1 protein-coding gene is annotated in these 699 nt (G+C 64.8%); it reads left to right on the top strand.

Features of this window, described 5'->3' with window-relative positions:
* On the top strand, positions 1-699 hold a 699-nt coding region (locus tag EN993_RS36475; protein WP_206532498.1), incomplete at both ends, for a strawberry notch family protein.

Here is a 699-nt window from a genome sequence, read left to right as displayed (position 1 = left end):
ATCGCGAGCACCACCCCGGCTGTTCCCCTCGCCTATCAGCTGCGCGACTGGATGCCGGAGGACGGCGGCCGGCTCACCGACACGATCTACGAACCCTACGCGCTCCAGTCGATCGACATTCCCCGCGCAAAGCCGCATCCGACGCCGCTCGTGCAGTCAGCCGCCATGGCCGCCATCGCGCCGCCAAAACCTTCCTATCGGCCGCTTCTTCCTGATGCGATCATCGACGAGGGCCTGCTGTCGGACGCCCAGCTCGAAAGCGTCATCTATGCCGGCGAAGCCCATTGCGGCCATCTCGCCGGCACCTGGACGGTTGACGACACCTGCGATGCCGTCTCGGCCGCGCCAGAAGGGGCTGCGAACGCTGTCCGCTTCCGCCGTGGATGGTTTTTGGGCGATGGAACCGGCTGCGGCAAGGGACGGCAAGTCGCAGGCATCATCCTCGACAATTGGCTGCAGGGGCGCCGCCGTGCGATCTGGATTTCCAAGTCGGACAAATTGCTTGAGGACGCTCAGCGAGATTGGGCAGCACTTGGCCAAGAAAAACTTGTCGTCCAGCCGCTGTCGCGCTATCGGCAGGGCACGCCGATCCGCCTTGCCGAGGGCATCCTGTTCACGACCTACGCGACGCTGCGCTCGCAGGAACGCGAAGGCAAGAAATCCCGGATTGCCCAGATCCTCGACTGGGTGGGCCGAGAC

It is taken from the genome of Mesorhizobium sp. M7D.F.Ca.US.004.01.2.1 (assembly GCF_003997785.1).
In the GTDB taxonomy this organism is placed as follows: domain Bacteria; phylum Pseudomonadota; class Alphaproteobacteria; order Rhizobiales; family Rhizobiaceae; genus Mesorhizobium; species Mesorhizobium loti.
This window is presented reverse-complemented; position numbering and strand designations above follow the sequence as displayed.